Annotated in this window: 18 protein-coding genes and 2 pseudogenes; 6 read left to right on the top strand and 14 right to left on the bottom strand. The window is 74.6% G+C overall.

Annotation, left to right across the window (positions count from 1 at the left end; all coding sequences use genetic code 11):
- Positions 1–120: 120 nt before the first annotated feature.
- From VSR01_RS19665 to VSR01_RS19650, 4 genes are all read right to left on the bottom strand, one after another.
- Complete coding sequence (locus VSR01_RS19665) at positions 121–966, bottom strand: DUF4097 family beta strand repeat-containing protein (protein WP_326450506.1); 846 nt, start codon at positions 964–966, stop codon at positions 121–123.
- A 162-nt stretch (positions 967–1128) separates the two neighbouring features.
- Positions 1129–1668, bottom strand: a complete 540-nt coding sequence (locus VSR01_RS19660; RefSeq protein ID WP_326450505.1) for a toxin-antitoxin system HicB family antitoxin — start codon at positions 1666–1668, stop codon at positions 1129–1131.
- Between the two features lie 170 nt (positions 1669–1838).
- Positions 1839–2744, bottom strand: coding sequence for a class I SAM-dependent methyltransferase (locus tag VSR01_RS19655; RefSeq protein WP_326450504.1), 906 nt, complete (start codon positions 2742–2744; stop codon positions 1839–1841).
- A gap of 130 nt (positions 2745–2874) precedes the next feature.
- Positions 2875–3444 carry an XRE family transcriptional regulator gene (locus VSR01_RS19650; RefSeq protein WP_326450503.1) on the bottom strand — a complete coding sequence of 190 codons (570 nt, stop codon included), beginning with the start codon at positions 3442–3444 and terminating at the stop codon, positions 2875–2877.
- Between the two features lie 228 nt (positions 3445–3672).
- Here VSR01_RS19650 and VSR01_RS19645 point away from each other — a divergent pair.
- Together VSR01_RS19645 and VSR01_RS19640 are read left to right on the top strand one after the other, a co-directional pair.
- Positions 3673–5222 (top strand): annotated as a pseudogene (locus tag VSR01_RS19645) (MFS transporter).
- Positions 5215–6000 carry a hypothetical protein gene (locus tag VSR01_RS19640; protein ID WP_326450502.1) on the top strand — a complete coding sequence of 262 codons (786 nt, stop codon included), beginning with the start codon at positions 5215–5217 and terminating at the stop codon, positions 5998–6000. The pseudogene VSR01_RS19645 and the gene VSR01_RS19640 overlap by 8 nt, the downstream one beginning before the upstream one ends.
- Before the next feature lie 21 nt (positions 6001–6021).
- On the opposite strand, the gene VSR01_RS19635 is transcribed toward VSR01_RS19640, so the two are convergent.
- Positions 6022–6840 carry a nucleotidyltransferase gene (locus VSR01_RS19635; protein ID WP_326450501.1) on the bottom strand — a complete coding sequence of 273 codons (819 nt, stop codon included), beginning with the start codon at positions 6838–6840 and terminating at the stop codon, positions 6022–6024.
- A gap of 172 nt (positions 6841–7012) precedes the next feature.
- Positions 7013–10351, bottom strand: a complete 3339-nt coding sequence (locus tag VSR01_RS19630) for a discoidin domain-containing protein (RefSeq protein WP_326450500.1) — start codon at positions 10349–10351, stop codon at positions 7013–7015.
- Positions 10352–10642: 291 nt separating this feature from the next.
- On the opposite strand from VSR01_RS19630, the gene VSR01_RS19625 reads away from it, so the two are divergent.
- Complete coding sequence (locus VSR01_RS19625) at positions 10643–11968, top strand: serine hydrolase domain-containing protein (protein WP_326453720.1); 1326 nt, start codon at positions 10643–10645, stop codon at positions 11966–11968.
- On the opposite strand, the pseudogene VSR01_RS19620 reads toward VSR01_RS19625, so the two are convergent.
- The 5 genes and pseudogenes from VSR01_RS19620 to VSR01_RS19600 form a co-directional block, all read right to left on the bottom strand.
- Positions 11907–13657 (bottom strand): annotated as a pseudogene (locus VSR01_RS19620) (MFS transporter). The gene VSR01_RS19625 and the pseudogene VSR01_RS19620 sit on opposite strands and share 62 nt — an antisense overlap.
- A gap of 134 nt (positions 13658–13791) precedes the next feature.
- Positions 13792–14376 carry a MarR family winged helix-turn-helix transcriptional regulator gene (locus VSR01_RS19615; protein WP_326450498.1) on the bottom strand — a complete coding sequence of 195 codons (585 nt, stop codon included), beginning with the start codon at positions 14374–14376 and terminating at the stop codon, positions 13792–13794.
- A 127-nt stretch (positions 14377–14503) separates the two neighbouring features.
- Positions 14504–15091, bottom strand: coding sequence for an NUDIX hydrolase (locus VSR01_RS19610; RefSeq protein WP_326450497.1), 588 nt, complete (start codon positions 15089–15091; stop codon positions 14504–14506).
- A 209-nt stretch (positions 15092–15300) separates the two neighbouring features.
- Positions 15301–16512: a cystathionine gamma-lyase gene (locus tag VSR01_RS19605; protein ID WP_326450496.1), complete on the bottom strand. Its 1212-nt coding sequence runs from the start codon at positions 16510–16512 to the stop codon at positions 15301–15303.
- Positions 16509–16886: a phage holin family protein gene (locus VSR01_RS19600; RefSeq protein WP_326450495.1), complete on the bottom strand. Its 378-nt coding sequence runs from the start codon at positions 16884–16886 to the stop codon at positions 16509–16511. Before VSR01_RS19600 ends, VSR01_RS19605 begins: the two co-directional genes overlap by 4 nt.
- A gap of 78 nt (positions 16887–16964) precedes the next feature.
- On the opposite strand from VSR01_RS19600, the gene VSR01_RS19595 reads away from it, so the two are divergent.
- Together VSR01_RS19595 and VSR01_RS19590 are read left to right on the top strand one after the other, a co-directional pair.
- Entirely contained in the window at positions 16965–17282 is a 318-nt protein-coding gene (locus tag VSR01_RS19595) for a cupin domain-containing protein (RefSeq protein WP_326450494.1), read from the top strand.
- A 231-nt stretch (positions 17283–17513) separates the two neighbouring features.
- A complete protein-coding gene (locus VSR01_RS19590; protein ID WP_326450493.1) occupies positions 17514–17726 on the top strand; it encodes a DUF5326 family protein in 213 nt (70 codons plus the stop codon).
- 19 nt (positions 17727–17745) lie between these two features.
- Here VSR01_RS19590 and VSR01_RS19585 read toward each other — a convergent pair whose 3' ends face one another.
- The gene (locus VSR01_RS19585; RefSeq protein WP_326450492.1) at positions 17746–19098 is read right to left on the bottom strand and encodes a YibE/F family protein; all 1353 of its coding nucleotides are present in this window, start codon (positions 19096–19098) and stop codon (positions 17746–17748) included.
- Positions 19099–19284: 186 nt separating this feature from the next.
- Here VSR01_RS19585 and thiC point away from each other — a divergent pair, with 186 nt between their 5' ends.
- Entirely contained in the window at positions 19285–21042 is a 1758-nt protein-coding gene (thiC, locus tag VSR01_RS19580; protein WP_326450491.1) for a phosphomethylpyrimidine synthase ThiC, read from the top strand.
- 100 nt (positions 21043–21142) lie between these two features.
- On the opposite strand, the gene VSR01_RS19575 is transcribed toward thiC, so the two are convergent.
- Together VSR01_RS19575 and VSR01_RS19570 are read right to left on the bottom strand one after the other, a co-directional pair.
- Positions 21143–21499, bottom strand: coding sequence for a hypothetical protein (locus VSR01_RS19575; protein WP_326450490.1), 357 nt, complete (start codon positions 21497–21499; stop codon positions 21143–21145).
- 210 nt (positions 21500–21709) lie between these two features.
- Positions 21710–22630, bottom strand: a complete 921-nt coding sequence (locus tag VSR01_RS19570; RefSeq protein WP_326450489.1) for a hypothetical protein — start codon at positions 22628–22630, stop codon at positions 21710–21712.
- Positions 22631–22726 lie beyond the last annotated feature (96 nt).

Genomic DNA, 22726 nt, shown 5'->3' with positions numbered 1-22726 from the left:
ACGCGCGGCCGGCGGGGCACGCATGTGCGGCGGAGCACGCGCGGCCCGCCGAGGCAGTGCGCGGCCCGGTGCCGGAACGACTCGCTCCGCCACCGGGCCCGGCCGCCGCGCGGAGGCGGATCAGCCGCGCGCCGCCCGCAGCAGGTCGATGTTGCCGTGCCGGGTCCTGGCCCGGACCTCCACGGTGTCCTCGCCGGCGCCCGGCGCCCCGGCCGCGTCCAGCGCGTTGCGCACCTGCCCGTACCCCGACTCGGCGTCGACCCACGCGGCGGTGCCCTCCCGGATGCCGACCTCGATCGCGCCGTAGTCGGTCTCCAACCGGACGCTGCCGCGGGCGACATCGGCGAGCCGGAGCGCGCCGTACGCCGTGGTGGCGGTGACCGAGCCCTCGGCGCGCGCGATGTCGATGTCGCCGTGCGCGCCGCTGACCCGCAGGTCGCCGGTGACGGCGCCGACGCTCGTGGTGCCGTGCGAGTTCTTCAGCACCGCGGTGCCCTCGACGCTGCCGATCCGCAGGCCGGCGAAACTGGTGGTGACCTCGGCGGCGCCCTCGATCCGCTCGACGACGACCGCGCTGTGCGAGGCCTTCAGATGCAGCGGGCCCGTGGTGTCGAGCCGGACCTCGCCGCCCGAGGTCTTCACCCGGACCTCGCCGAGCCGGCCCTCGCCGGACACGTCGGTCCAGGAGCCGGTCGCCTCGACGCGCGAGCCCGCGGGCAGGTCGACGGTGACGTCCACGGCGCCGGTCGGGCCGATGAAGGAGCGCTCGCGGGTCCTGATGGTCAGCACACCGCCGGCGTACGCGACCTCGGTCTGCTCGGCGGCCCGTACGTCCTTGGTCCGCTTCGGGTCGCGGGGCCGCACCTCGACGACGGTCTCGGGGCGGTCGCCCGCGGTGAAGCGGAGGGAGCCGGCGCCGACGTGGGCGGTGGCGGAGATGGGCTCGGGGGTGTCGAAAGTAGGCATGGCTGTGGCGTCCTCTTGGGTCGTCGGATCGTCCCCGCAGGTCAGGTGTGGTGCGCGGGAGACGTGAAGGAGGGTGCGCTGAGCGTGGTGTGACGGACGGGGTGGCGGCGCGGAGCCGCGGGGTGTCCGGAGCGCGCGGAGCGCCGGAACGGGACGGCTCGGCTAGCGCACCCATCCCGTGAAGCTCTGGCCGACGCCGCGGGTCTTCTCCGTACGCGGTCGCGCGCCGCCGTCGACCGCGGCCGACACGGCCCGCACCAGCCAGGCGTTGACCGACAGGCCCTCGCGCGCGGCGGCCTCCTCGGCGCGGGCCTTGAGCTGGGTGGGCAGCCGCAGGTTGACGCGGGCGGTGCCGCCGTCGTCGCCGTCGGCGGGGTGCTGCGCGGCGAACGGCTCCGCAGGCGCGGCGGGTCCGGCGGATGTGGGGGGTCCGGCGGGCGCGGCGGTTGCTTCCTCGACGGGCGGCGGCGTCACCACGAAGTCGGGGTCGAGCCCGCGCAGCCGTACGTCCACCGAGCCGGGGGCCAGTTCGCTGGTGACCTCGGCCATCGCGGCGGAGAGCACGGTGAGCAGGGTCAGGCGGGTCGCCGACTCCAGCGGTGCGGTGAGGCGCTCGGCCAGCGCGCGGGCGTCGTCCCCGCCGGCTTCGGCGGCCACGGCGAGTTCGCGGTGGAGGTTCTCGACATACGGCGTGAGGTCCATAGCGCCATAGTGGCATCACTGTGGTACCATGCGCAAGCGCTTAGTGGCGCCACATGGCATCACGTGGTGCCACCGATGGCGCGGTACGAGTGTCACGCGGGTGGGGCGGCCCCCGCGTCGGCCCCCGCGTTCGCCCCGGCGTCGGCTCGGGCGCAGGCTCAGCCGTCGGCTCAGGCCCGGGCCGCCCACAGCGAGCGGGTGGTACGAACGCCCAGGTCGCGGCGGCTGAGCAGGCCGCGCGGACCGTCCGTGTCGAGCAGCGCGTCCAGGGCGGCGAGGTCCTCCGCGGACACCAGCGGGGCAGCGGCCGCGCGCACCCGGGCCAGGCTGTGCAGGGCGTAGCGGCCGACCGCGGGATCGGCGGACGCGGGAATGTCGACGTCCAGGGTGCGCGCGTCCTCGACGGTGAAGCCGGCGGCGGCCAGCATCGGACCCCAGTCGGCGCCGCGGTGGGGCGTCTGCCCGGCGTGGTGGTGGTCCAGCGCGGCGTGGCAGCGCTCCTCCAGGCCGGGCCGCTCCTCGGGCGCGTCCGGCGGCAGGAAGCGCGGGAAGCCGGCCAGCTCCAGCACGGCGAGCAGACCGCCGGGCGCCAGCAGGTCCCTGACCCGGCGCAGCGCCCGCTCCGGCTCGGCGACGTGGTGCAGCGAGGCCGACGCCCAGACGAGGTCGGGCGCGCCGAGGTCGGGCCACCGCGGCGCGTCGAGGTCGGCCCGTATGATCCGCACCTGCCCGGCCACCCCTCGGGCGGCGGCCTTCTCGCGCAGCCGGTCCAGGTGCGCGGGCGAGGAGTCGACGGCGGTCACGGTCGTGGCGGGGAAGCGCCGCAGCAGCGCGAAGGCGCCCGCGCCGGTCCCGCAGCCCAGGTCCACGACGGCGCGGGGGGCCGACCGCACGGGCAGCGACGCGACGACGCCCGCGATGTGGCCGCCGAGCACGTCGGCGTCCAGGTCGAGGAGGTCGGCGAGGTCGGTGAGGTCGCCCTGATCGACCTCGCCGGGTCCGCTGGGCCCGCCGGGCAGGTCGCCGTGGCTGTGCTGGTGGGACGGGTGCGCGCCGTGCCGCGGGGAGTGGGTCATGCGGCCACGCTAGGCGCGGCGCCCGCCCGCGGCCGTACGGGTTCCGGTATCCGCAAGACGACGGCCGCGCGGGCTGCCGTACGCGCAAGAATCCCGGCGGAGCGTGAGGACTCGGCCGCCCGCGGCGGGCTCAGCCGGTGGCGCCGCGCTGGTGGCCCCTGCGCGCGTCCCGGTCGAAGATGCCGAGGATCTCGCACGGCCCGCTCTCCGTGCCGATCGCGTGCGGCAGCATCGTCGGGAACTCGGCCGCCTGGTTGGTCTCGATCCTGAAGCGGCGGTTGCCCAGCAGCAGGATCGCGGTGCCGGACAGCACCACGAGCCATTCGCGGCCGGGATGCGCGCGCATCCGCGAGAGCTTGTCGGGGGGCGGGTTCGTCATCCGCTGGCGGACGACGCTCATGCCGGGCTCGGCCTTCATCAGCCAGCGCAGCTGCCCGTGGGCCGCGTCGACGGTCGGGTACGAGACCACGTCGTCCGCGGCGGTCTCGACCAGCTGGTCCAGGGAGGTGTCCAGCGCCCGGGCCAGCGTGACCAGTTGGTCCAGCGCGAGGCGGCGCTGCCCGTTCTCGATCCGGCTCAGCGTCGACTGGCTGATCCGGGCCCGCGCGGCCAGCTCCTCCAGGGACCAGCCCTGCGCCACCCGCAGCGCGCGGATGCGCTTGCGCACCAGGCCGTCCAGATCACCGTCGTCTTGCGTCATAGGCAACATCGTATGACCGAACCGCAAGGGCCGCTTAGCGTCGCACCCATGTCCCCTCCAGAAGCCACCCCCGAGCCCGCCCCGGAATCCGCCCCGGACCCCACCGCGGGACGCACGCAGGCACCCGCGCCCGTTTCCGCGCCCCTGTCCGCGCCCCTGTCCGCGTCTGCGCCCGTGCCCGACGCCCGGCAGCGCCGTACGATCCTGATCGCCGTGTGCGTCGCGCTGATGGCCGTCATCGCCTCGGTGTCCGGGCTCAGCGTCGCCCAGCCCGACCTGGCCGTCGCGTTCGGCGCCTCGCAGACCACCGTGCTGTGGATCATCAACGTCTACACCCTCGCGCTGGCCGCCCTGCTGCTGCCGCTCGGCGCGCTCGGCGACCGCCTCGGGCGCAAGCCGTCGCTGCTGGCCGGTCTGGTGGTCTTCGGCGCGGCGAGCGCGACCGCCGGGCTTGCGCCGTCGGCCGGGGTGATGCTCGCCGCCCGGGTGCTCGGCGGCGTGGGCGCGGCGATGATCATGCCGATCACCCTGGCCGTCATCACCTCCACCTTCCCCGCCGAGGAGCGCGGGCGGGCGATCGGGGTGTGGACGGGCGTGGCGGGCGGCGGCGGCATCCTGGGCATGTTCCTGTCCGCCGCGCTGGTCGACCTGGCGAGCTGGCGGTGGCTGTTCGTGCTGCCGGTCGTGCTCGTCGCGGTCGCGCTCGCTATGACGCTGCGGGCCGTGCCCGACTCCCGCGAGGCGCCGGGGCACCGCTTCGACGCCATCGGCGCGCTGGCCTCGGCGGTCGCCGTGGTGGGGCTGATCTTCGTGCTGCAGGAGGGGCCGGAACACGGCTGGACGGCCGCCCCCACGCTGGCCGCCCTGGTCGCCGGCGTCCTGGCCGCGGTCGTCTTCACCGCCTGGGAACTGCGCCGCCGGGAGGCCGCGCTGCTGGACGTGCGGCTGTTCGGCGAGCGGCGGCTGGCCGGCGGCTCCCTCACCCTGCTGATCGTCTTCGGCGTGCAGGCCGGCATCTTCGTCGTCCTGTTCCCGTTCTTCCAGGCGGTCCTGGGCTGGTCCGGGCTGCTGTCGACGCTGGCGCTGATGCCGATGGCCGTGCTGATGATGGCGGCGTCGGGCGTCGCGCCGAAGCTGGCGGCGCGGGTCGGGCCGCGGGCCACCATGGCGGTGGGCGTGCTGCTGGCCGGCGCCGGGCTGGCGCTGATGGCGCTGTTCGTCTCGGTCGGCGGCGGCTACCCGTCCGTGCTGCCCGGGATGCTCGCGATGGGCGTCGGCATGGGGCTGTCGATGACGCCCTCGACCGAGGCGATCACCGGCGCCCTGCCGCGTGAGCGCCAGGGCGTGGCCTCCGCGCTCAACGACGTCACCCGCGAGTTCGGCACCGCGCTCGGCGTCGCCCTGCTCGGCGCGCTGCTGTCCGCGGGTTACCGCGGCGCGATCGGCTCCCGGCTCGACGGCGTGCCGCCGGGCGCCGCCCGCAGCGCCCGCGAGGGAGTGGCCAACGCCGTCGAGGCCGCGCCCGCGGCCGGCCCCGCGCGCAGGCGCTGGTCGACGCCGCCCGGCAGTCCTTCGTCGACGGCTGGCAGCACGCGATGTGGGCGGGCGTCGCGGTCATGGCCGCGCTCTTCGTCTACATTCTCGCCCGTGGCCCGCAGGCCCCGGCCACCCCGGCGGCCGACCCCGGCGCCGAACCCGCGACGATCCCCGAGACGCCTTCCGCGACGACCCCCCAGGCGCCTTCCACGACGACCCCCGAGGCGGCCGACCGTGCCTGACCCCGATCCGCAGCGCCCTGGCCAAATGGGCTGGACCCCCAAGCGCCCGGACAACCCGGCGCGCCCGGACCCCCACCCTCTGCTCGCCCTGTTCCTGGACGCGGCCGAGGGCCGCTTCCCGCCCGTCGACGGCGGGGTGACCGTGCTGCCCCCGCCGGGCGGCGGCATCGAGTGCTCGGTGGCGTTCACCGGTCACGCCGTCGTCGCGACCGCGCTGAGTTCGCGCGAGGTGGCGGCGCTGGGCCCCGACGGGTTCGGCGGCTCGCTCGCTCCGGACTTCCTGCGCGCCCTGGCCGGGCCGCGGGGGTGGATCGACGTGGTCGACGCGACGCTCGCCGCACGCGGTACGGGCGGCCCGCCGCGCCTGGCGGAACTGGCCGGCGCGCACGACCACCCCCGGGTCCGCCACGCCCGGCGGGTACGGACGAACGTCCGCGTCCACGGCGACGAACGCGGCCTGGTCACCCTGGCGGACGGCCTCGCGGGACGCCGCGAGCTGAGCATCGAACTCCACGACCCGCGCCCCGGTCCCGGTCCCGGCACCTCCTCCTCACCCGGTCCCGGTCCCGGTCGCGGGCACGGCCGCGCGCTCCTCGCCGACGCCCTCTCCCTGGTCCCCGAGGGCGAACCCGTCTTCGCGGCCGTCGCGCCGGGTAACGCCCGCTCCCTGCGCGCCTTCCTGGCCTGCGGTTTCGTCCCCATCGGCAGCGAGGTCCTGCTCCGCCCGCAGCGGACCGACCCGCCCGCGCGCACGGTGACGCGACCCACCCGCGCGTAGACAGCCGACCCCCGCGACGCGTTACGCCTCGCCGAGCGCGAGGGCCGCCCGGATGCGCGACCGCGTGAAGGTCCGGACCGTCTGGGCACGGCGCACGCGCCCCGCGGCGGACAGCGGCAGCGGCCGTCCGTAGCGGCGGCCACGGATGTCGGCGACCAGCCGCGGCGGCGCGCCGATCCGCAGCAGGACGTCCAGGGCCTCGCCCTTGGTGATCAGGCGGCCGTCCTGCAGCGTGACGGTCGCGCGGGCGACGGTGAGCGGTCCGGCGTCCGCCCACACGTCCTGGAGCCAGCGCACCGGTCGTCGGGTCGCGGGCAGCCAGAACGTCCGCAGGTCGGCGCGGACGAAGGCGGCCAGCTCCGCGTCGGACACGGCCGGCAGCAGCGCGCCGGGCGGCGGCCCGTAGAGCGAGCGGTCGCCGGTGAGCAGCTCGCGCCGGGTCACCGCGGTCACCGGGCGGCTGAACCACGAGCGGTGCGCCCAGGTCGGGTGGCCGATCTCCTGCTCGCCGATCACGCCGGTGGCCACGTACGAGCAGTGCAGCTTGGCGGCAAGCGGCTCCTCGGCGTCGAACCGGGCGTGCATCGCGGCCAGCGCGCGCTTCTGCGCGGCGTCCAGCCCCTGCCGGGCGGACCGGGGCTCGGCGCCCGGTCCTCGCGGGTCGGCCCCCGCTGCCGCCGGATCGACCACCGCGATCAGGTCGAGGTCGCTGCGTCCCGCCTGGAAGTCGCCCAGCGCGAGCGACCCGTGCAGCCACAGCGCGACCAGTCCCACCGCGGGCTCCACCGCCCGCAGCCCGGCCAGGAACCGGTCGAGCAGCGCGCCCACCGCCTCGTCCACCCCGCACACCCCCTCGTCGAGTACCGCGACTGTCGCACGGCGGTGGCGAGGGCGGGAAGGGGACGTCCCCCGGGCCGGGTCCGGCACGGGGGACGTCGTCAGCGCGCAGTGGGCTAGGCGGTGCCCTGGGGAGTGATCTGGGCGGAGGTCATGGACGACCGGCCGCGGCGGTTCACGTGGCGGTCCAGACGAACACCGCGGAGCCGCTGGCACCGGCCGTGTTCCGCGCGGTGACCGTCACGGTGTACGTCCCGGCCCTGGTCGCGGCCCCGGTGAACCGCCCGGACGCGCCGAGCGAGATGCCCGGCGGCAGCCCCGTCGCGGTGTACGTGGTGCCGGCCGCGGCGTTCGGGTCGAAGGTCCACCCGACCTGCTTGCCGACCGGGCTGCTCATGCCGTACGGGTTCGGCAGGGCGAGCGTGGCGGGGGCAGCGGGCGTCGAGCCCGACGCAGCCTTCGCGGACGCCGACCCCGACACCGCACCCGACACTGAGCCCGACGCCGCCGCCGCGTTCACCGTCGTCGGCACCGTCAGCGTCCCGCTCACCGGCAGGTTCCGCGACGAGTCGCCGACCAGCACCTGGTACGTGCCGGCCGCCGTCGTCCAGGTGCTGGACGCGGTGTTCCAGTACGCCAGGTCGTGCGTGCCGACGGTGAACGTCAGCTGCTGCGACTGGCCGGGGTTGAGCGTGACGCGCTGATAGCCGCGCAGCTGGTGGACCGGTTCGCCGGTGGACGCCGGATCGCCGACGTAGAGCTGCGCGACCTCGGTGCCGGCCCGCGACCCGGTGTTGGTGACGGTCACGCGCGCCGTCGCGCTGCCGCCGGACAGCGCCCCGACCTGGAGCCCGGAGAAGCCGAAGGTCGTGTACGACAGGCCGAAGCCGAAGGGGAAGAGCGGCGCGATGTTCTTCGCGTCGTACCAGCGGTAGCCGACGTCCAGGCCCTCGCTGTACTGCACCTGTCCGTTGGTCCCCGGCCACTGCGCGGGGGTGTTCGCCGGCACGTCGGCCAGCGACGTGGGGAAGGTGACCGGCAGCTTGCCCGACGGGTTGACGTCACCGAAGATCAGCGCGGCCATCGCGGTGCCGATCTGCTGGCCCGGGTAGAAGCCCTCGAAGACCGCCGCGACCTGGTTCAGCCACGGCATGGTGATCGCCGAGTTGGTGTTGAGCACCACGATCGTGTGCGGGTTGGCCGCCGCGACCTGGGCGATCATGTCGTTCTGCGGGACGCTGCCGCCGCCGTTGTTCGGCAGGTCGAGCGTCGTGGTGTCGTGCTCCTCGTTGCCGTAGTTGTCGGAGGCGAAGACGATCGCGACGTCGGAGCTGCGGGCCAGGGTCACCGCGGAGGCGAGGTTCGTCGCGTCGTTGTACTGCACGGTGGTGCCGGTGCCGGCGACCCGGTTCTGGATGCCGGTGATCGGCCAGACCGTGCCGGGGCTGGTGACCGTGGCGCTGCCGCCGCCGATGGTCTGCACGCCGGCGCCGCCGTCCCAGCCGATCACCGCGATCGAGTGGGTGGTGGCGGTCGACAGCGGCAGGATGCCGTTGTTCTTCAGCAGGACGGTGCCCTCCTCCGCGCCCTGGAGGGCGACCTGCGCGTGCGCCGGGGTGGTCACGACGGCGTCCTTCGACCCGCTGGGCGCCTTGTCGAAGAGGCCGAAGGCGAAGAACTGCGTCAGCAGCCGGCTCACCATCGTGTTGAGGGTGGTCTGGCTGACCGTGCCGTTGGCCACCGCCTGGGCGAGGAAGTCGGCGTAGAAATAGCCGTTGGGCATCTCCACCGTCAGGCCCGCGTTGGCGGACTCCACCGTGGAGTGGGTGCCGCCCCAGTCGCTGGTGATGAAGCCGCCGAAGTTCGCCTGCTGGTAGAGCCCGGTGTTCATCAGGTCCGGGTTCTGGCACGCGGGCACGCTGTTGACCACGCTGTACGCGCACATCGCGGCGGCCGGCGAGCCCTGCTGCACGGCGGCCTGGAAGGCCGGCAGGTACAGCTCCTGCAGGGTCCGCTTGTCCACCACGACGGTGCCCGCCGGGTTCTCGATGTTGTAGACGGCCACGTGCTTCATCTCGGCCATCACGCCCTGGCTCTGGATGCCGCGGATGTCGGCCGCGGCCATCTGGCCGTTGAGGTACGGGTCCTCGCCGAAGGTCTCGAAGGCCCGGCCCCAGCGCGGGTCGCGGACGATGTTCAGCGTCGGCCCGAGCGCCACCCGCACGCCCTTGCCGGCGAACTCCGCGCCGATCGCCGCGCCGTACTGCTGCTCCAGCGCGTTGTCCCAGGTCGCCGCGGAGGCGTTGGCGGACGGCATCTGGGTGACGCCGCCGAGTCCGTCGCCGACACCGTGCGGGCCGTCCTGCAGCCCGATGTCGGGGATGCACAGCGACGGGATGCCGGTGATGTTGCCGATGTACGGCGTGGCGTTGTTGTTGCCGTGCAGGATCGACACCTTCTGCGCGGCGGTCATCTGCGCCATGACCTGCTGCACCCGGTCGGCCACCGGCGCGGTGGAGCCCACCCACGGGCAGTCGCCGTCGCCTCCGGTGGGAGGCGGGGTGGTGCCGGTGCCACCGGGGGTCAGCACGGTGAACTCCCACAGGGAGTAGCCGTACTGGGTGGCGCGCACCGTGCCGTACATCCGCACGTAGCGGCCGGTGGCGTCGAAGGAGAGGTTCTCCACGCCGCCGGCGCCGGTGGTCGTGGAGTAGACGGTGTTCCACGTGGAACCGTTGTCGGAGACCTGGATCTGGTACGCCTTGGCGTACGCGGTCTCCCAGGTCAGCTGGGCGCCGCACAGGCTCTGCGAGGAGCCGAGGTCGACCTGCACCCACTGCGGGTCAGACGCGGCGCTGGACCAGCGGGTGCCGGCGTTGCCGTCGAAGGCCGCGGAGGCGGGGGTGCCGGCGTTCTCGGTCGACGACGCGGTGGCGGGCTTGCCGAGGGCGGCGGTGGTGGTGGCGCATGTGGCGGGCGGGGTGCCGCCGCCGGAGCCGCCGTAGACCTGGAACTCCCACAGGGAGTAGCCCCATTGGGTGGCGCGGACGGTGCCGTACATCCGCACGTAGCGGCCGGTGCCGGTGACGGCGAGGGTCTGGGTGCCGCCGGTGCCGGTGGTCGTGGAGTAGACGGTGTTCCACGTGGAACCGTTGTCCGAGACCTGGATCTGGAACGCCTTGGCGTACGCCGTCTCCCAGGTCAGCACCACCTGGGTGATCGGCTGGGAACTGCCGAGGTCGACCTGGAGCCACTGCGGGTCGGCGGCGGCGCTGGACCAGCGGGTGCCGGGGTCGCCGTCGACGGCGGCGTTCGCCGTGAACGGGTCCTGCACCGAGGAGGCCGTGGCCGGCCTGCCCTGGGAGAGCAGGGTGGGCGCTGCGGCGTGCGAGACGTTCGAGGCGAGCGAGAGGAAGGCCGAGGCGATCAGCGCCAGGGCCAGCAGGGCGACGCCCTGCGGGGAGCGTCGGAAACGTTTACGGACGCCGGAGAGCCTGCGTGGGGTGACCCTCATGTCTGCTCCTACGTGTCGGATGCGGCTCGTGCGTGGGGGAGGAACCGGCGCGCTCAAGAGAGCGCTCTCTGACCGTCAGGATGTCTACGCCCGGCCCCGGGGGGTGTCAACACTTCCGGCAGCCTCGGGCACTTCTGGCAGCCTTGGCCCGATGGACGAGGTGAACGGACCGGAGGCGAACGACAAGTGACGACAGGCACGTCCGGCAGAGACCGCGCGGACCGCCCGCGGACCGACCGCCCGCAGGCGTATCTCGGCGGCGACCTGCTGCCCGCGACCCGCAGGCGGCTGATGCACCGGGTGGCCCTCGCGCAGGCGGAGGGCCGCGCGCCCTCGGTGGTGGGCGCGGTGGTGCGGGACGGGCGGATGGTGTGGCACGGCGCGGCGAGCATGCGCGACGACCACGCGCCGGACGCGGACACCCAGTACCGCATCGGGTCGATCACCAAGACCTTCGTCGCGGTGCTGACGATGCGGCTGCGCGAGGAAGGGCTGCTGGAGCTGACCGACCCGGTGGCGCGGCTGCTGCCGGAGGCGGCGGGGGCGCTCGACGACGCGGTGACGGTGGGTCACCTGCTCGCGCACACCTCGGGCATCGCCTCCGAGACGCCGTCGCCGTGGTGGGAGCGCACCCCCGGCCACCTGCGGCCCGAGCTCGCCGACGTGCTCGGCGACGCGCCCGCCAAGCACCTGCCGGGCCGCCGCCACCACTACTCCAACCCCGGGTACGCGCTGCTGGGCGCGCTGGTGGAGCGGCTGCGCGGGGCGCGGTGGACCGACGTGCTGGCCGCCGAGGTGCTCGGTCCGCTGGGCATGGACCGCACCACGCCGCAGCCGCAGGCTCCGGCCGCGGGCGGCTTCGCGGTGCACCCCTGGGCGGAGGTGCTGGCCCCCGAGGCGGTGCAGCAGACCGGGCGGATGGCGCCCGCGGGCGAGCTGTGGTCCACGGCGGCCGATCTGGCCCGCTGGGCCGCCTTCCTGACCTCGGGTCACGAGGGGGTGCTGCCCGCGCGGGTGGTCGAGGAGATGCGCCTGCCCGCCGCGCCGCCGGAGGCCACCGACCCCGGCGGCGGCTACGGCCTGGGCATGCAATTGCTGCGGCGCGACGGCCGCGACCTGGCCGGGCACACCGGCTCGATGCCCGGGTTCGTCGCCGCGCTGTGGGTGAGCCCGCAGGACCGGACGGGAGCGGTCACGCTGGCCAACTGCACCTCGGGGCCCGCGGTCGGCTCGCTCGCCGCCGAGCTGCTGGCGGTCACCGTGGACGCCGAGCCCGCCTTCCCCACGCCGTGGCGCCCGGCCGAGGACATCGACCCGGCGCTGCTGGAGCTGGCCGGTCCGTGGTTCTGGGGCACCAACGCCTTCGCGCTACGGGTCCGGTCCGGCTCCGAACTGCACCTCGGGCCGCTCACCGGCGCGGGGCGTGGAGCGAGGTTCCACGTGGAACACGACGGTACGTGGACCGGTCGCGAGGGCTACTACGCCGGGGAGACGCTGCGCGCGGTGCGCCGCCCCGACGGGTCGCTGAGCCACCTGGACGTCGGCTCGTTCGTCTTCACACGCGAGCCCTACGCTCCGGCGGACCCGGTGCCCGGCGGCTTCCCCGGCTGGACGTGACCGCTCCGGCGGGCGCGTCCCGCTGACCGCCGCGGCCGACGTCGCCAGACTCGTCGCCGGACTGGCCGCCGTCGTCGCCGTGTCGGTCGCCGTCGCCGTCCGCGTCGCCGCCGTCCACCGCGGTCCCGCGCGCGGTCGCGCCCGGGCGCAGCAGCACCGCGGCGAGGGCGGTGGCGGCGGCGAGCAGGCCGGCGGCGGTCAGGAACGCCAGGTGGTAGCCGCTGGTCAGGGCCTGCGGCAGCCGGTCGCCCGCGGCGAGCCGGCGGTCGGTGCGGAGCCGGCGAGCGAGGCGAGCACGGACAGACCCAGCGCGCCGCCGATCTGCTGCGCGGTGTTGAACACCCCGGAGACCAGGCCGGAGTCGGCGGGCGTCGCTTCGGCCATGCCCAGCGTCATCAGGCTGGGCATGGCCAGGCCGAACCCGGCGCCGAGCAGCAAGACCGCGGGCAGCACGTCCACCGGGTACGAGGCATGGGCGGCCGGCGCCCGCGCGAGCAGCAGGAATCCGGCGGCGAACAGCTCGAGGCTGGGCAGCAGCACCGCCCGCGGCCCGAACCGTCCGCCGAGCCGCGCGGACAGCCCCAGCGACATCACGCCGATGACCAGCCCGGTCGGCGCCAGGGCGAGTCCGACCTCCAGCGGGTCGTAGCCCAGCACCCGCTGGAGGTAGAGCACGGTGAGGAACTGGAAGCCGAAGCCGCCCGCGACCATCAGGGCCTGCACCGCGTTGGCCCCCGACACGATGCGCGAGCGGAAGATCCGCAGCGGCATCAGCGGCTGCGCCGCCCTGGCCTGCCGCGCCAGGAACGCGGCGAGCAGCAGCAGTGACAGCGCGCCCGGCCAGGCGGTGGCAGGGGAGGCCCAGCCGTGGTCGGCGGTCCTGACGATGGTCGCGACGCCCAGCATCAGCGCCGCGGTGACCAGGACCGCGCCGGGGGCGTCGGCGCCGCGCAGCGCTCCCACCAGGCCGCGCCCGCGCGGCGCTCGCACCAGGCCGGGCCCGCGCGGCGCCGCCGGTCCGCCGTCCGCGCCCGGATGCCCGCTCGGCGCGGTGGCCGGCCGGTCGTCCGGCAGCAGGCGCAGGCTGAGCAGGGCCGCGCCGACACCGATCGGCAGACTGACGAAGAAGATCCAGTGCCAGTCGAGGGCCTGGACGAGCACCCCGCCGGCCAGCAGGCCGAGGACGCCGCCGGCGGACTGGGTGAAGCTGTAGACGCCCATCGCGCGGGCCCGGCCCGGGGCGTCGGGGTAGAGCGCGATCACCATGCCGAGCGCCACGGCCGAGACCATCGCACCGGCCGCGCCCTGCGCGAAGCGCGCCGCGACCAGCAGCCCCGCGGAGTCCGCGACCCCGCACAGCACGGAGGCCGCGCTGAACGCGGCGAGTCCGGTGACCAGGACGCGGCGGCGGCCGAGCAGGTCGCCGAGGCGTCCGGTGAGCAGCAGCAGGCCGCCGAAGGCGATGAGGTAGGCGTTGACGATCCAGGCCAGACCCGCCTGGGAGAAGTCGAGATCGTGCTGGATGGACGGCAGCGCGACGTTCACGATGGTGCCGTCCAGGATGATCATCAGGGTGCCGGCGCTGAGCACGGCGAGCGCGGCGCCGCGAGAGCGGGCGGGCGCGGCGGACGTGGGGCTCGGCACGGCGTCGGACGGCACGACGGACGGCACGTCGGATGGCACGGACATGGAAGGTCGCCTCCTGGCGAACGGGGATGCCAGGAGTGACCGTAACAGATGGTTTCGTTAGAGACTATCTTTTACGGGCTTACTTGGATCGATCACCGCGCGGCGGCGGCTCAGGCGCGGGCCTGGCGGACAGCTCAGACCCGGGCCTGGCGGGGGCGGCGCACGCCGGGGGCGGTCGCGGGGGAGTCGACGGGAGTCGAGAGGTGGCCGGCGGCCAGCCGGGTCAGCGCCGCGACGAAGGGACCGCGCTCCTCGGTCGGCAGGGCGCCGAGCACGTCCGCGTGCACCTGGTCGACAATCCGCTGACCTGCGGCGACGGCGTCCCGGCCGGCGGCGGTCAGCCGGATGATCCGGGCCCGGCGGTCGGTCGCCGAGGGCACCCGCTCGGCCAGCCCGGCGCGCTCCAGCAGGTCGACGGTGACCACCATCGTCGTCTTGTCCAGGTCGGACAGCTCCGCGATCTGCGCCTGCGTCCGCTCGGCCGCCGCGGCGTGCGCGAGCACGCAGTGGGCGCGCGGCGACATGCCGATCTCGGCGAGTGCGGTGGTCATCCGCGTGGTGAGCACGTGCGCGGTGTGCTGGAGCAGGAAGGAGACGTCCGTGACGCCGGTCGCCCCGGTCGCCCCGGCCGCGGTCGTCGCGGCGGTCGCGGTCGCCGGCCCCGTCGCTGCCGCGGTCGCCGTGGCCATGGCGGCTGCGCTGTCGGTGCTCTCGCTCATGGCACGAGGCTAACAAGAAAGGTCCGCGACGGGATCGTTTCGCGGCGGACCTATGTCGGGCCGCCGCGGGAAGCACCCCGCCCCGCACCCGCCTCGGCCGACGCGCCTCCCCGCGCCCCGCGCCTGGTCAGTCCAGGTCCGGGCCGAGCAGCCCGAGCACGCCCTCGATGTTCGCGTCGAGGTAGTGCCGCAGCGTGAGCGGGACGATGTCCACGGAGGCGATGCCGACGCGGGTGAAGGGCACCCGCACCACCTCGTACGTGCCGACCGGCTCCTCGACCTCCGGGCCGTGCCGCCGGGCCAGGTCCATCGACTCCAACCGGCAGGCGAAGAAGTACTGCACCTTCACGCCGTGCGAGCCGTCGTCCGCGATGTGCTCGACGGTGTCCACGAAGGCCGGGACGGTGTCGACGACCTTGCCGCCCAACTCCTCGTCGATCTCCCGGTGCAGCGCGGCCAGGACGCTCGGGTCGTCGTCCTCCACGCCGCCGCCGGGGGTGAGCCAGTACGGCGCCATGCCCGGCTTGGTGCGCTTGATCAGCAGGAGCTGGTCGCCGTCGAGGACGATCGCGCGGGCGGTCCGCTTGACCACGGGGCGGGTCCCGGACGCGGAGCCGGGCCCGGCGCTCGCGCGTGCCTCGGCAGCGGTCGCGGTCGCCGCGGCGCGTCCGGCGCGGGCGTTCCTGGGGCCGGGGTGCAGGTCCTGGTGGGGCATGCCTGACATCTGCCGCGTGCGGACCGGCGGCAAACGTGCCCGCCGCGGCGAATCGGAGCGCGGGCTTCCTCTTTCCGCGCCCGGCCCGCGCGCTGCCCGCGCCCCCGCATCCCCGCCACGTGCCCGCGCCGCGCCCGGCCGCCGCCCCCCGCATCCCCGTCACGTGTCCGCGCCGCGCCCGGTCGCCGCCCCCGGGCCTTGCGAAGCGCCTACCGCGCCGCCGCGTCCAGCGCCTGGAGCACGTCCGCCACGATGTCGGCCGCATCCTCGATGCCGACCGAGAACCGTACGAACCCCGGCGGGACCGCGTCGCCGCCCCAGCGGGCCCGCCGCTCGGCGGTCGACTGCACGCTGCCGAAACTGGTCGCCTCCACGGTCAGCCGCAGCGCGCCCAGGAAGCGTTCCGCGTGCGCCTGGTCGGGCAGCGTGAAGGACACCACGCTGCCGAAGCGGCGCATCTGCGCGGCGGCGACCGCGTGCGAGGGGTCGGTCGGCAGCCCGGGGTGGCGTACGCCGGTCACCTCGGGGCGGTCCAGCAGCGCGTTCGCCAGCGCCAGCGCGTTGGCCGACTGCCGGTCCACCCGTAGCGCGAGCGTGGCCAGCGAGCGGTGCGCGAGCCATGCCTCCATCGGTCCGGGGATCGCGCCGACCGTCTTGCGCCACGCCCGCACGCCCGCGGCCAGGCGCGGGTCGCGCACGGTCACGTAGCCGAGCAGCAGGTCGCCGTGGCCGGACAGCGCCTTGGTGCCGCTGGAGACGGAGAAGTCCGCGCCCAGCTCCAGCGGGCGCTGTCCGAGCGGCGTGGCCAGCGTGTTGTCCACCGCGACCAGCGCGCCCGCCGCGTGGGCCGCCTCGCTCAGCCGCCGGATGTCGCACACGTCCAGCTCGGGGTTGGACGGAGTCTCCAGCCACAGCAGCGCCGCGCCGTCCAGCACGTCGAGCTGCGCGTCGCCCGCGGTGGGCGCCAGCCGCACCTCGACGCCGTACGACTCCAGCCGCTCGCGCAGCGCGCGGGTGGTCTGGTAGCAGTCCGACGGCAGCACCACCGCCTGGCCCGCGCGCACCTGGGACAGCAGCACGGCGGAGACCGCGGCCATCCCCGAGGCGAACGCGAGCGTGACGGCCTCGCCGCCTTCGCCGCCTTCGCCGCCCCCGGCACCCTCGCCGCCCCCGGCGCCCTCGCTCTCGCCCGCGCCCCCCGGCCGTTCCAGCTCGGCGATCGCCTGCTCCAGCCGCTCCCAGGTCGGGTTCTCGTCCCGGCCGTAGAGATACGGCCCGGCGGCCTCGCCGGGCAGGTGGTAGTGCGAGACGAAGACCGGACCGGGCAGCGACGGCTCGTACGCCCTGGCCGGCGGCTGGCCGGCGTGCACGCTGCGGGTGCTGTCGCCGGTGGTCCCCGCGCTCGCGTGTCCCGCGCTCACTCGTCGTCCGGGAGCACGACGTGCAGCGCCCACGAGACGATGCTGACGATCAGGCCGCCGACCACCGCGGTCCAGAAGCCCGACACGTGGAAGTCGATGCTGAGCTTGCCCGCGAGCCACGAGGTCAGCAGCAGCATCAGGGCGTTGACCACCAGCGTGATCAGGCCGAGGGTCAGGATGAACAGCGGGAAGGACAGCACCTGGACGATGGGCTTGACCAGCCAGTTGACGACGCCGAAGACCAGGGCGACGAGGATCAGGGCCAGGATCTTGTGCCAGGTCGAGTCGCCGGTGAGGGTGATGTCCTTGATGAGCCAGACGGCCACACCGAGCGCCCCGGCGTTCGCCAAGGTCTTGACGACGAAATTCTTCATGGTGTGATCGTCGCAGAAGCGATCAGCAGGGCAATACTCCGGACGCAGACGTAGCGTCACCGGTACCGAGGAGTGGACATGAAGGTGTTCCGGCTGGACGACCTGGACGCGGAGCGGGACGCGAACCAGGGCGCCTACCTGCGCTTCCTCAAGGAGCGCACCATGTCGGCCGGGCTCTACGCGCTCAAGGCGGGCGACACCGACCCGCAGACGCCGCACGCCCAGGACGAGATCTACTTCGTGGTGAGCGGGCGCGCCGCGATCACGGTCGGTGAGGAGACCACGACCGTCGCCCGCGGCAGCGTCGTCCATGTGCCGGCCCGGACGCCGCACCGCTTCCACCACATCACCGAGGATCTCAGGGTCCTGGTGGTCTTCTCCCCGCCGGAGCCCTGACCCCCGCCTGACCCCCGCCTGACCCCCGCCGGACCCCCGCCGGACCCCCGGCCCCCGATTCGTCCGGGCCCGCCGGCCCCTGCGGACCCTAGGGGCCGGATCAGGGTCCTCTCCGGTCCCGCAGGCCCCCGCGGGCGGGGATGATGGCTCTACAGTCGTCAGTACGTGAAGGATTCGTGGCGCACACCGCGCCGCGGGACCCGCGCAGTGACATAGGAGCGTACGAGCGTCATGGACAAGCTGCTGAAGAACCTGCCCTGGTGGGTGAAGTGGATCGGCATCCCGGTCATCGCGCTGGTCATCTTCGGCGGGATCGTCGCGAGCCTGATCAGCATCGTGGTCGGCCTGCTCTTCAAGGTCATCGTCTTCGTGATCCTCGTCGGCGCGCTGGTCCTGGTGGTCAAGCGCTTCTCCGGGGGCTCGGGGTCCAAGCGCGACTGGTGACGGGCCCCGGCCCCGAAGCTCACTTGCGGCGGCGGTGGCTCCCACCGCCGCCGCCCGCCGCGGGCGCACCCGTCGACCCCGCGTTCGCCGATCCCGCGCCGGCGGACCCCGCACCCGCCACCGCCGCCCGTGCCCCCGTCGCGCCCGCCGCCGCGGGGGACCGCCGGTCCGCGCTCACCACGAGCGCCGCCAGCGCCGTCGTCAGCGGCACGGACGCCACCAGCCCGATGCTCCCCACCAGCGTGCGGACGATCTCCTCCGCGACCAGTTCGCTGCTCGCCACCCGCGCCACCCCGCTGCGCGCGATCGAGAAGAGCAGCAGCAGCGGCAGCGCGGCCCCGGCGTACGCCATGACCAGCGTGTTGACCACCGACGCGATGTGGTCCCTGCCGATCCGCATCCCCGCCGCGTAGAGCCGGCGCCTGCTGATGCCGGGGTCGGCGTCCTTCAGCTCCCACACCGCGGCGACCTGGGTGACCGTCACGTCGTCCAGCACGCCGAGCGAGCCGATGATGATGCCGGCCAGCAGCACGCCCTTGATCTCGATGTGCGGGTAGAGCGCGTGGATCACGCCGGTCTCGTCCGAGGTGTTGCCGGTCAGGTGCGCGCGGTCGACGAAGACCGAGCCGAGCACCCCGATCAGGAACAGCGAGCACAGCGTGCCGAGCACCGCCACGGACGTACGGGCGTTGACGCCGTGGCACATGTACAGCGCCGCGAGCATGATCGCGCTGCCGCCCACCACCGCGACCAGCAGCGGGTCGTGGCCGCGCAGGATCGCCGGCAGGATGAACAGCGTCAGCACCCCGAACGACACCACGAGCGCGACCAGCGCCATGACGCCGCGCATCCGGCCCACGACGATCACCGCGACCGCGAAGACGCCCGCGAGCAGCGACAGCGGGACGCCGCGGGTCACGTCGGTGACCGAATAGCGCTCCCCCGCCGGGGCGTTGGGCGCGTACGCCAGCACCACGCCCTGCCCCTGGTGGTAGCGCCGGGTCTGGTCCGGCTGGACGACCTCGGTGAACGTCGTGCCCTGGTCCGGGCCCGACTCCACCTCGATCACCGCCTTCTGGCAGTGGTCCCCGACCCCGGCGGACGAGGGCGCGGCCCCGATCGCCTTGCAGGACACGTCCACGAGCCGCACGACCGTGCCCGGCCGGGTCTGCTGGTCGAAGCCGACGCCGCTGCGCGCGTGGCCGGGCGCGCCGCCCGGCCACAGCAGCACCAGGCCGGCCACCACCGCCGCGGCGAACGGCACGAGCACCGCGGCGATCACCTTGCGCAGGTGCGCGGAGACCGGCGGCACCGGGCCGTGCGTGTGCGCGTGCGTGTGCCCGTGGGCGTCTGATCCAGGGGGGATGTCCACCGGCCGATCATCGCAAGGGGCCCTGGTGCCTGTCCGCCCCCAACGGCTACGGTTGGCAGCACCTTTGCAAACGCGGGAGCTCGGAGCACCGGGCTGAGAGGGCGCTGACTTCGCCGTGAGGGGCGAGCGCTGCGCCGACCGCTGAACCTGTTACCGGGTAATGCCGGCGTAGGGAGTGGGTCTCACATGACCATGCAGGACGCGCGCACGCGCGACATCGGCTGGCACAAGGGGTATCTGGAGGGTTCGCGCCCCGACCTGCGGGTGCCGGTCCGCCGTGTGCACCTCACCGACGGCCGCGACGTGACGCTGTACGACACCTCGGGCCCGTACACCGACCCCAACGAGCACACCGACGTGCGGCGGGGGCTCGCGCCGCTGCGCGAGAACTGGATCATCGGCCGCGGCGACACCGAGGAGTACCCCGGCCGGCCGGTCCGGCCCGAGGACGACGGGCTGAAGCACACCGCGCCGCGCGGCGGGCTGCGCAACCTCGACGCGGTCTTCCCCGGCCGCCCGCGGCTGCCGCGCCGCTCGCGCGACGGCTCGCCGGTGACCCAACTCGCCTACGCCAGGCGGGGCGAGATCACCGCGGAGATGGAGTTCGCGGCGCTGCGCGAGAACGTCCCGCCCGAGGTGGTCCGCGAGGAGATCGCGGCCGGCCGGGCGGTGCTGCCGGCGAACGTCAACCACCCGGAGATCGAGCCGATGGTCATCGGCAAGCGGTTCCTGGTGAAGGTCAACGCCAACATCGGCAACTCCGCGGTCACCTCCTCGATCGAGGAGGAGGTCGAGAAGATGACGTGGGCGACGCGGTGGGGCGCGGACACCGTGATGGACCTGTCCACCGGCCGCAACATCCACACCACCCGCGAGTGGGTGCTGCGCAACTCGCCGGTGCCGATCGGCACCGTGCCGCTCTACCAGGCGCTGGAGAAGGTCGACGGCCGCGCCGAGGAGCTGAGCTGGGAGGTCTACCGGGACACCGTCGTCGAACAGGCCGAGCAGGGCGTGGACTACATGACCGTGCACGCCGGCGTGCTGCTGCGGTACGTGCCGCTGACCGCCCGCCGCAAGACCGGCATCGTCTCGCGCGGCGGCTCGATCATGGCCGCGTGGTGCCTGGCCCACCACCGTGAGAGCTTCCTCTACGAGCACTTCGAGGAGCTGTGCGAGATCCTGGCCGCCTACGACATCACCTACTCGCTCGGCGACGGCCTGCGCCCGGGGTCGATCGCCGACGCCAACGACGAGGCGCAGTTCGCCGAGCTGCGCACGCTGGGCGAGCTGAACGCGGTCGCCAAGCGGATGGGCGTCCAGACCATGATCGAGGGGCCCGGGCACGTCCCGATGCACAAGATCAAGGAGAACATCGACCTCCAGCAGGAGGTGTGCGAGGAGGCGCCGTTCTACACGCTCGGGCCGCTGACCACCGATGTCGCTCCCGGCTACGACCACATCACCTCGGGCATCGGCGCGGCGATGATCGCGTGGTGGGGCACCGCGATGCTCTGCTACGTCACGCCCAAGGAGCACCTCGGGCTGCCCGACCGCGACGACGTGAAGACCGGCGTCATCACCTACAAGATCGCCGCGCACGCCGCCGACCTCGCCAAGGGTCATCCCGGCGCGCAGGAGTGGGACGACGCGCTGTCCGACGCGCGCTTCGAGTTCCGCTGGGAGGACCAGTTCAACCTGGCCCTCGACCCGGACACCGCCCGCGCCTTCCACGACGAGACGCTGCCTGCCGAGCCCGCGAAGACCGCGCACTTCTGCTCCATGTGCGGCCCGAAGTTCTGCTCGATGAAGATCTCCCAGGACATCCGCCGCACCCACGGCGCCGACGCGGGCGCCACGCAGGAGGAGATCGCCGCGGGCATGGCCCGCAAGTCCGAGGAGTTCGCGGCGGCCGGCAACCGCGTCTACCTGCCGCTGGCCGACTGAGAAACGGGGCCGCGGACCGGCCGGTGCGCCCCACCGGCCGGCCCGGCGCGCGACGGCGCCCCGCGCCCCGGACACGCCGGGCCACGGGGCGCCGTTCGCGTCAGTTCGCCGGGACGGGGGCCTCGGCGTTGACCGTCGTGAAGCTGTGCCAGAAGGCGCGGCCGGGGACGGTGGTCGTGGCCAGCGTGGCGGGCAGGTAGAAGGCGGGGTGGCCGGCCGGGTCGGTGCAGTCCGGGCCGACGTGGAGGTGGAGGTCCATGCCGGTCTGGTTGTTCACGGAGTTCACGCCGCCGGCCATGAAGCGGTGGCACCCGCCCGGCGCCGGGTCGAGGATCTCCTGACTGCCCTTGATCCCGCTCGCCGAGACGGTGCCGCCGGGGTTGTTCGAGCAGCCGGCCGCGGCCCACGCGAGCGGGACGACCGCGCACAGGACGGTCAGCGAACGACGGACGCGCATGATTCCTCCCGGTGCCGCGGTGGCCCCGCGCTGGACCTCACTCCCCAGCAGTGAACCAACCGCCGCGCTCCCCCGCGAGCCGGACGCCTCCAACCGGGCGGCGCGTCCCGGCGGCGGCAGGCACGGTACCTTGCCGGCCCCTCCCGGCGGCAGCAGGCACGGCACCCCGCCCGCGCCTCCCGGCCGCCGCGGGCACGGCGCCCCGCCCCGTCACCGCGGATCGCCGTGGCGGTCCGCCCCGGTCGTGAAATCCGGACTGCTGAAGTCCGGCGAGCTGAACCGCGGCGCCGTCGCCTGCGGGTCCTGCGGCGAGGAGAAGTCGGGCCGGGAGTAGCCCAGGTCCGGCATCCGCGAGGGCGGCGCGGCGGCCAGCGGCTCACCGTCGAGAATCTCCTCCAGGCCCCCGCCCCGGCCGCCGGCCGGGCCCCGGCCCGGTCCGGTCGTGCCCGGCCCCCTGCCGGCCGCCGCCCCCGCGTCGGCCAGCGCCTCGTAGAGGAACGGCAGCATCCCGCGGTCCAGCAGCGCGTCCTGCCAGGCGTCACGCGCGCGGGCGACCTCGGGCGGCATCGCGTCGGGCGTGTCGTGGATGGCCGACGAGCCGTCACGCAGCGCGGTCAGCACCAGTCCGATCGCGCCGAGCAGGATCGACGCGGCGGTCACCGCGGCGAAGAACCACCCGGCGGTCCGCAGCGGCGAGGCGATGCCCGGCTCCGGCGAGACGGCCTGCAGCGCGTAGCCGATGAGCAGGAAGATCACCGCCGCCGCACCGGCCAGCAGCGGGGTGAGCACCGCGAGGACCGCGACCAGGCCGGCGCCGGAGCCCGCGCCCTCGGCGACCCCCATCGCCGCGTAGCCGAACGCCCGGTTGTCCCGCAGCCGCGCGGACTCGCGCGCCGCCTCGCGGGCCTCGGCCCTCAGCGCGCGGTACGCCTCGTACTCCTCGCCCGCCGTCGCGCCGATCACGTCGGACGCGGCGAGCGCCATGGTGCGCAACTGCTCGGCGTTCAGCGGCGCCGCGTCCTCGTCCTGGAGCGGCAGTTCGCCGAGCACCAGGTGCAGCGCCTCGTCGAGAACGCGCTCGAAGTCCGGACGGTCCTCGGTGAGCAGATGTGGAGCGCTGGTCATGTGCATCCCCCGATGCTCCGACTCTCCGTGCACGGCCGGATGTGCCACGCCGGATGTTCCACGTGGAACCGGCTCGTCCGGTCGGACGCCTTGGAGAGCGGT

Source organism: Actinacidiphila sp. DG2A-62, from assembly GCF_035825295.1.
In the GTDB taxonomy this organism is placed as follows: Bacteria; Actinomycetota; Actinomycetes; order Streptomycetales; family Streptomycetaceae; genus Actinacidiphila.
Note: the sequence above shows the minus strand (reverse complement) of the source record. Positions and strands in the feature narration are given on the sequence as shown.

What these genes read in the sequence shown, in the direction of transcription:
- VSR01_RS19665 (WP_326450506.1), bottom strand. Translation starts at nt 966, where the DNA reads ATGCCTACTTTCGACACCCCCGAGCCCATCTCCGCCACCGCCCACGTC.
- VSR01_RS19660 (WP_326450505.1), bottom strand. Translation starts at nt 1,668, where the DNA reads ATGGACCTCACGCCGTATGTCGAGAACCTCCACCGCGAACTCGCCGTG.
- VSR01_RS19655 (WP_326450504.1), bottom strand. Translation starts at nt 2,744, where the DNA reads ATGACCCACTCCCCGCGGCACGGCGCGCACCCGTCCCACCAGCACAGC.
- VSR01_RS19650 (WP_326450503.1), bottom strand. Translation starts at nt 3,444, where the DNA reads ATGACGCAAGACGACGGTGATCTGGACGGCCTGGTGCGCAAGCGCATC.
- VSR01_RS19630 (WP_326450500.1), bottom strand. Translation starts at nt 10,351, where the DNA reads ATGAGGGTCACCCCACGCAGGCTCTCCGGCGTCCGTAAACGTTTCCGA.
- VSR01_RS19625 (WP_326453720.1), top strand. Translation starts at nt 10,643, where the DNA reads ATGCACCGGGTGGCCCTCGCGCAGGCGGAGGGCCGCGCGCCCTCGGTG.
- VSR01_RS19615 (WP_326450498.1), bottom strand. Translation starts at nt 14,376, where the DNA reads ATGAGCGAGAGCACCGACAGCGCAGCCGCCATGGCCACGGCGACCGCG.
- VSR01_RS19610 (WP_326450497.1), bottom strand. Translation starts at nt 15,091, where the DNA reads ATGCCCCACCAGGACCTGCACCCCGGCCCCAGGAACGCCCGCGCCGGA.
- VSR01_RS19600 (WP_326450495.1), bottom strand. Translation starts at nt 16,886, where the DNA reads ATGAAGAATTTCGTCGTCAAGACCTTGGCGAACGCCGGGGCGCTCGGT.
- VSR01_RS19595 (WP_326450494.1), top strand. Translation starts at nt 16,965, where the DNA reads ATGAAGGTGTTCCGGCTGGACGACCTGGACGCGGAGCGGGACGCGAAC.
- VSR01_RS19590 (WP_326450493.1), top strand. Translation starts at nt 17,514, where the DNA reads ATGGACAAGCTGCTGAAGAACCTGCCCTGGTGGGTGAAGTGGATCGGC.
- thiC (WP_326450491.1), top strand. Translation starts at nt 19,285, where the DNA reads ATGACCATGCAGGACGCGCGCACGCGCGACATCGGCTGGCACAAGGGG.
- VSR01_RS19575 (WP_326450490.1), bottom strand. Translation starts at nt 21,499, where the DNA reads ATGCGCGTCCGTCGTTCGCTGACCGTCCTGTGCGCGGTCGTCCCGCTC.
- VSR01_RS19570 (WP_326450489.1), bottom strand. Translation starts at nt 22,630, where the DNA reads ATGCACATGACCAGCGCTCCACATCTGCTCACCGAGGACCGTCCGGAC.